Genomic DNA, 5,812 nt, shown 5'->3' with positions numbered 1-5,812 from the left:
ATATTAAATTTTTAAATAAAAGACATAATTAATTAAAATTATAATTTGCTATTAGTATCTTTTTAAAAATATTTACAATTATTTTAATAGGTTATGCAAGAAGTCTACTTAACATTTGGAATCCTACTCCTGTTTCTTGAATTTGACTATTATTCTTTTTCAATAATTCAGGTCGGCAATTCTTATAACTTAATTTTACTTGTTTCTTAACTGGGTCATAGTCTAGTACCTCTACTTCAACATTGTCACCAATATTAACAAATTCTTTGATATCTCTTACATAGTAATCTGAAATCTCACTAATGTGGATTAATCCAGCAGCATTTTTTAATTCACAAAATGCATCAAACGGAGTAATGTTTGTAACTTTTGCAAGAACTTTACTTCCTTTTACACACATAATTCGTCACATCCCCTTTCTGAAACTGTACTAATTATACCGCTAGAACTATGAAAATCATTTTCTAAATAATAAAATATTTTGCATAAAAAAGTATCGTTTATTATTTTAATAAATTAATTCGATACAATCCGTTATTTTCGCTATTATTTTCTTTTTGTTCGGTCTTTTCTTCTTTATATGAATCAGTGTAATTACAATTTGGATAATTAGTACACGCCTTAAAACGTTGACGTCGCTTATTAAATTTCAAAATAATTTCACCAACGCCACATTCTGGACAAGGACCAAATTTTGGACCAGTCTGATGAATATAACGACATTTTGGAAACCCTGAACATGCAATAAATTTCCCGTATTTTCCATACCGATATACTAAATCATTTCCACATTCTGGACATTCAATCCCCGCATTCTCAACTGGGATTTCTTCCATTAATTCCATTGCTGCTTCAATGCGTGACTCAAATCGTTCTCAAAATTCTTTTAATAATGGTTTTGGTTCTGTGTCACCGTATGCAATCACATCCAAACTTTCTTCAATTGTTGAAGTGTATGTTTCGTTAATAATATCACTAAAATATTCTTGTAATTTATCACTTGTTAAAATCCCTTTTTCAGTTGCTTTAATTGTTTTGTTTTCTACAATAATATAACCACGATCTTTTAATGTTCGCATAATTGGTGCATAAGTTGATGGGCGTCCAACGCCAATTTTCTCTAATGTCTTAATTAATTTCGCTTCAGAGTAACGACTTGGTGGTTTAGTAAAATGTTGAATTCCATATAATTCATTTAAATTAATAATTTGATTTGGTTTTAACATTGGCAACTTTGCAATTTCTTCATCACCTTCTAAAACATAACATTTTAAAAACCCATCAAATTGAATCGTACTTCCTGTCATCCGAAATTCATAATTATTATTATCTAAAATAATTGCTTTACTTAATAACTTTGCATTCGCCATTAAACTAGCTAACGCACGATTATAAATAATTTTATATAAACGTAGTTGATCACGACTTAAATATTCTTTTGCCGCTTCTGGTGTCATTGTTAAATCAGTTGGACGAATTGCTTCATGAGCATCTTGCACATTTTTTTTATTTTTTGGTGGTGTTTTAACTCCACCTAAATATTCTGTTCCATATTTAATTGTAATATAGTCAAAAGCACCCTGAACAAACTTATCACTTAATCGAATTGAATCTGTCCGCGGATATGTTATAAATCCAGTAATATTATCTTTAACTTTAATTCCTTCGTATAATTGCTGAGCAATTAATGATGTTTTATTTGAAGCAAAACCCATTTTACTACTTGCTTCTTGTAACATTGTTGAAGTAGTATGTGGATTCGGTGATTTTCGTTGTTTTTCACTTTCTTTAATTTGAACAACAACAAAATCTTTTTTTAAAGCTTTTTTAACTTTTAGAACATCTGCTTCTACTTTTAATTCAATTTTTTCATCCTTAAATTTTGTTAATTTAACAACTGCCTTTTTATATAATCCTTCAACAGTCCAATATTCCTCCGGTACAAAGTTTTGCCATTCTTTTTCTCGTTCAACAACTAACTTTAAAGCAACCGATTGTACTCGTCCAGCTGATTTTGACTTAATCTTTTTCTGTAACAATTTGCTTAAGCGAAAACCAATAAAACGGTCTAAAATTCGTCGAGTTTCTTGTGAATGAACTAAATTCATGTCTAAATCTGTTTGATGTTGAAATGCCTCTAACACTGCTTCTTTTGTAATTTCATTAAAGCGAACACGGCGAGATTTCTCACCACAATTTAAGACTTCATTTAAATGATAAGCAATTGCTTCTCCTTCTCGGTCAGGGTCGGTTGCTAGAATAACCAAATCTGCTGCTTTGGCTTCTTGTTTTAATTTTTTAACAATTTCTTTTTTTCCACGTTCCATTTTATAACTTGGTTCAAAAGTTTTAATATCTACTCCTAACCCATAGTCACCTTTTGTTGATAAATTACGAATATGTCCTTCTGATGATAAAACTAAATAATTTTCGCCAAGATATTTTTCAACTGCTTTTGTTTTAGTTGGGGACTCCATTATTACCAGCGTCTGTGCCATGTTTTCTCTCCTTTATTTTTTAAAACACATCAATAATTATTATACATAATATTTTAAAAAACTATTTTGAAATTTATTATTCTAAATTAAAATATTTTTTTTATTTTAGCAATTATTGTATCAATTCCTTCAGTAACACTAGGAACAGTAAAATACAAAATAACAGTTATTGCAATTAATAATAAAATAACACCTAAAACACTAATCGTAATTCAAAAAGCTTTAGCATTAAATTTTGATTTAGTAACTACTCCAAATTTATTTTTTTTAATTTTTTTTGTTTTATTTTCTTTTGCATGATAAAAATTTTCAATTAATTGATCATATTGTTTTTCTGTCAATCCAAATTGGGCCATTGCTTCATAATGATCCATTTTAAGATGACCATATTCATCAAATATTTTTGGATAAATCTCACTAACTCGTTTTTCCCCTAATGATGTTTTAATTGTATAATCCTTATATGTCCCAAAAGCTGGTTTTGTATCCTTTACTTTATCAATATCAATAAAGGTTATTTCATCATCTAAAACATCTGTTTCTATTATTTCTGGATTAGATTCCATTAAATCAAAGTCTGGTGATTTGACACCTAAAAAATCATGAATATCTTCAGCAGCAACCTTATTAACATCATTATCATTTTTTGAAATATCATTGTCATTTTTCTCAGGTGAATCTCCTACTTTAAATTCATCATTAAAAAAGAAACTATGCGTATCATCTTCAGGATTAAAATTATTATCTGAATCATCTTCAAAATCAAGAAAATTAAACTTATCTTCTACATTATTTTCAGTTAAAAATGAACTTTTTTCTGGTTCAGAACTAACAATTATTGAAGAAACTTTTTTTTCATTTAAAGCATCAGATTGGTCAGATTTTGACTTTAATAATTTAGAATCAATACTATCTGTTGGTAAATGTACAGAATTATTATTACTTGAATTATCATCCTTTTTTGCTCAAGTATTAACCAATTTTTGGTTTAGTGCTTCTGCTTCTTGCAAATGGCGTAATGAAGTATCTAATGTCTGTTTTAAGTTTTGATATTCATCAAAATTAGATTTTGGTCGACTGCGATGACGCCCAATAAACTCATCCAAAATATCAGAAATATGTAATGCTCAATTATATTCTTCTTCAACACTTAATGGTAAACTTGGACGACGAAAATCATTATAATATCGTTCTGTCCCTAATGGAATACGAGAATTATAAAGAGATAAATAATAATCTTCTCTAACAGGTTGAGATTGATATTGAAAATTATCATTAATTCTAGCATTATTGGCTAAATTATTAAAATTTTGTCCAACATTATGTGGGCTATATTGATATGGTTGTCCTAGTGACAAACTTTGATTTGGTTGCAGTCCTGTCATTGGATACTGAATAATTGGGGAATATTGATATTGTGCAAATAACGGTGGATATGGAGGTTGCGGAATTGAATACTGAATTAATGGTGGTGTTCCACACCCATAAGAAGGAAAAACAGGATATTGATAATAATTAAAAAAATTCGGACGGTGATGAATCTGACAGTTATTGTGACAATTACTGCTATGACCCTTTTTACTGTTTTGACACATATGTTTACCCTACTTATATTAATCGCTTACATTTATTATATCATAAAATAATGCTTTCTTCTATTAGTGTTATTAATAAATATGCTGTTTTATTTTTTGGGGGAAAATAAAAAGGGTTATCTTATTTATTAATTAGTTTGTTAAAAAATTAATTAGAAAGGTACCCTATGTCTTATGATTATAAACCAAATATCAAACTTACTAAATAAATTTAAAATTGATTTACCTACTTTATTTAAATTTGCTAAAGTAGAAATTACACCTAAAAATTTATTAGAATGATTTCAACATAAAAATATTGATTTTTTAGAAAGAATTATTAAATCTGCAATTGAATTAATTGATTACAAACTATTAAAATCTGAATATGTCCAAACGCGTTTTATTTTAAAAGGATTGTTTCAAAGAACAATTATTTTTCAACATGGAAAAACCACATTTTATCGGCGAAAATATTTAATAAAACCAGAATATCAAAATAAAAATAATCCTAATTATCTATATTTCTCATCATATCTATTTATTTATTAAACTTAGCAAATTATTTTTAAATTATTTATTTACTAAAAATTTATTTGATAAATAAATTAAAGATGTTTTTTTTAGTATTTTTTCTCTTTTTCAGTTGGTAACATAAAAATGTATTTATTTTTTAAAATTATTAAAAAACTATAAATAGTATTTTTTTAAAAAAGAAAGAAAAGCCCAATATAAAATAGTAGGATTAACGGATAGGGAAGGGCTGGGGTAACGAAAGGAAACATACTAAAATGAAAGTAATATTATGCAGCGTAATGAGTATGGTTATAAGTAGTACTGCAATAATTCCATTAAATGGAGTTTTTAATCAATAACAAGAAATTGGCAAAGAGAATACTGAAACAAATATCAATCATAATTGAAAGGATAATTTTGGCAAAGAGAATGTCGAAAAAAATATAAATTATCGTTGAAAGGCAGACTATAAAACTTGGACGTCGGATAGTTCAAATACCTATGAACTAATTAATTGAAAAGACATTGCTGACATCAAGTACATTAATGGTTTTAGTTATTATTTTCCAACATTTGTAATAGACGGTACAATGAGTTGTGGACTATACGGTGGATTTGGATACATAAGTCAATATTATTCTTCAAAAACTGCTTTACTTAGTGGTACTACTAATACAATACAATTTACTTGTAATGCTTTTGTAGGACCCGAACACTATACAGCGATAATTTTAAAATTATGAACTTCCGGAACTTCAATTTATTGAAAATGAGATGCATTTTTTAAAGGAAATGGAACAAGTTATATAGATATTAACTTAAAAAAAGTAACTTTTATATGACAAGATTTGAAACCAACTACAGTGATTTTTAAAAAACAACTACTGGAAATGAAAACTATTAAAAATAGTTTTCATTTTTTTAAAGGTAAATTATTATATATTTTGAAATGGCAACGATTTTTATATTGAATTAGTGATAAGTAATTTAATTTACTGTGAATACGAACATTATTATATTAATTAACATAATCAAATAATTCTAGTTTAAATTGCTTAATGTTTTTAAATTTATTGTTTTTAATTAAATCAGTTTTTAGTATTTTATAAGTTGATTCAGAAACAGCATTATCGTATGGACAACATGGTTTGCTATAATAGACTTCTTGCATAACCAACCTAGTTATTTTAAAATTCCTATAAAATATATTTAAAATAGAAATTA

At 27.0% G+C, this 5,812-nt stretch carries 6 protein-coding genes; 2 read left to right on the top strand and 4 right to left on the bottom strand.

The genetic code is table 4. The features are described 5' to 3' along the window. Nucleotides 1-91 precede the first annotated feature (91 nt). From EHU54_RS04135 to EHU54_RS04125, 3 genes are all read right to left on the bottom strand, one after another. Nucleotides 92-400 (bottom strand): S1 RNA-binding domain-containing protein, encoded by a 309-nt coding sequence (locus EHU54_RS04135; protein WP_400249085.1) that lies wholly within the window; start codon nucleotides 398-400, stop codon nucleotides 92-94. A gap of 103 nt (nucleotides 401-503) precedes the next feature. Continuing rightward, the gene (gene topA, locus EHU54_RS04130; protein ID WP_400249084.1) at nucleotides 504-2,498 is read right to left on the bottom strand and encodes a type I DNA topoisomerase; all 1,995 of its coding nucleotides are present in this window, start codon (nucleotides 2,496-2,498) and stop codon (nucleotides 504-506) included. An 86-nt stretch (nucleotides 2,499-2,584) separates the two neighbouring features. Continuing rightward, nucleotides 2,585-4,093, bottom strand: a complete 1,509-nt coding sequence (locus EHU54_RS04125; protein WP_400249083.1) for a hypothetical protein — start codon at nucleotides 4,091-4,093, stop codon at nucleotides 2,585-2,587. A 174-nt stretch (nucleotides 4,094-4,267) separates the two neighbouring features. Here EHU54_RS04125 and EHU54_RS04120 point away from each other — a divergent pair, with 174 nt between their 5' ends. Continuing rightward, nucleotides 4,268-4,624 carry a hypothetical protein gene (locus EHU54_RS04120; RefSeq protein WP_400249082.1) on the top strand — a complete coding sequence of 119 codons (357 nt, stop codon included), beginning with the start codon at nucleotides 4,268-4,270 and terminating at the stop codon, nucleotides 4,622-4,624. Between the two features lie 554 nt (nucleotides 4,625-5,178). Continuing rightward, nucleotides 5,179-5,574, top strand: coding sequence for a hypothetical protein (locus EHU54_RS04115; RefSeq protein WP_400249081.1), 396 nt, complete (start codon nucleotides 5,179-5,181; stop codon nucleotides 5,572-5,574). Nucleotides 5,575-5,606: 32 nt separating this feature from the next. On the opposite strand, the gene EHU54_RS04110 is transcribed toward EHU54_RS04115, so the two are convergent. Continuing rightward, a complete protein-coding gene (locus EHU54_RS04110) occupies nucleotides 5,607-5,759 on the bottom strand; it encodes an IS3 family transposase (protein ID WP_400249080.1) in 153 nt (50 codons plus the stop codon). Between the last annotated feature and the right edge of the window lie 53 nt (nucleotides 5,760-5,812).

It is taken from the genome of Spiroplasma sp. ald (genome assembly GCF_044714355.1).
In the GTDB taxonomy this organism is placed as follows: Bacteria; Bacillota_I; Bacilli_A; order Mycoplasmatales; family Mycoplasmataceae; genus Spiroplasma; species Spiroplasma phoeniceum.
This window is presented reverse-complemented; position numbering and strand designations above follow the sequence as displayed.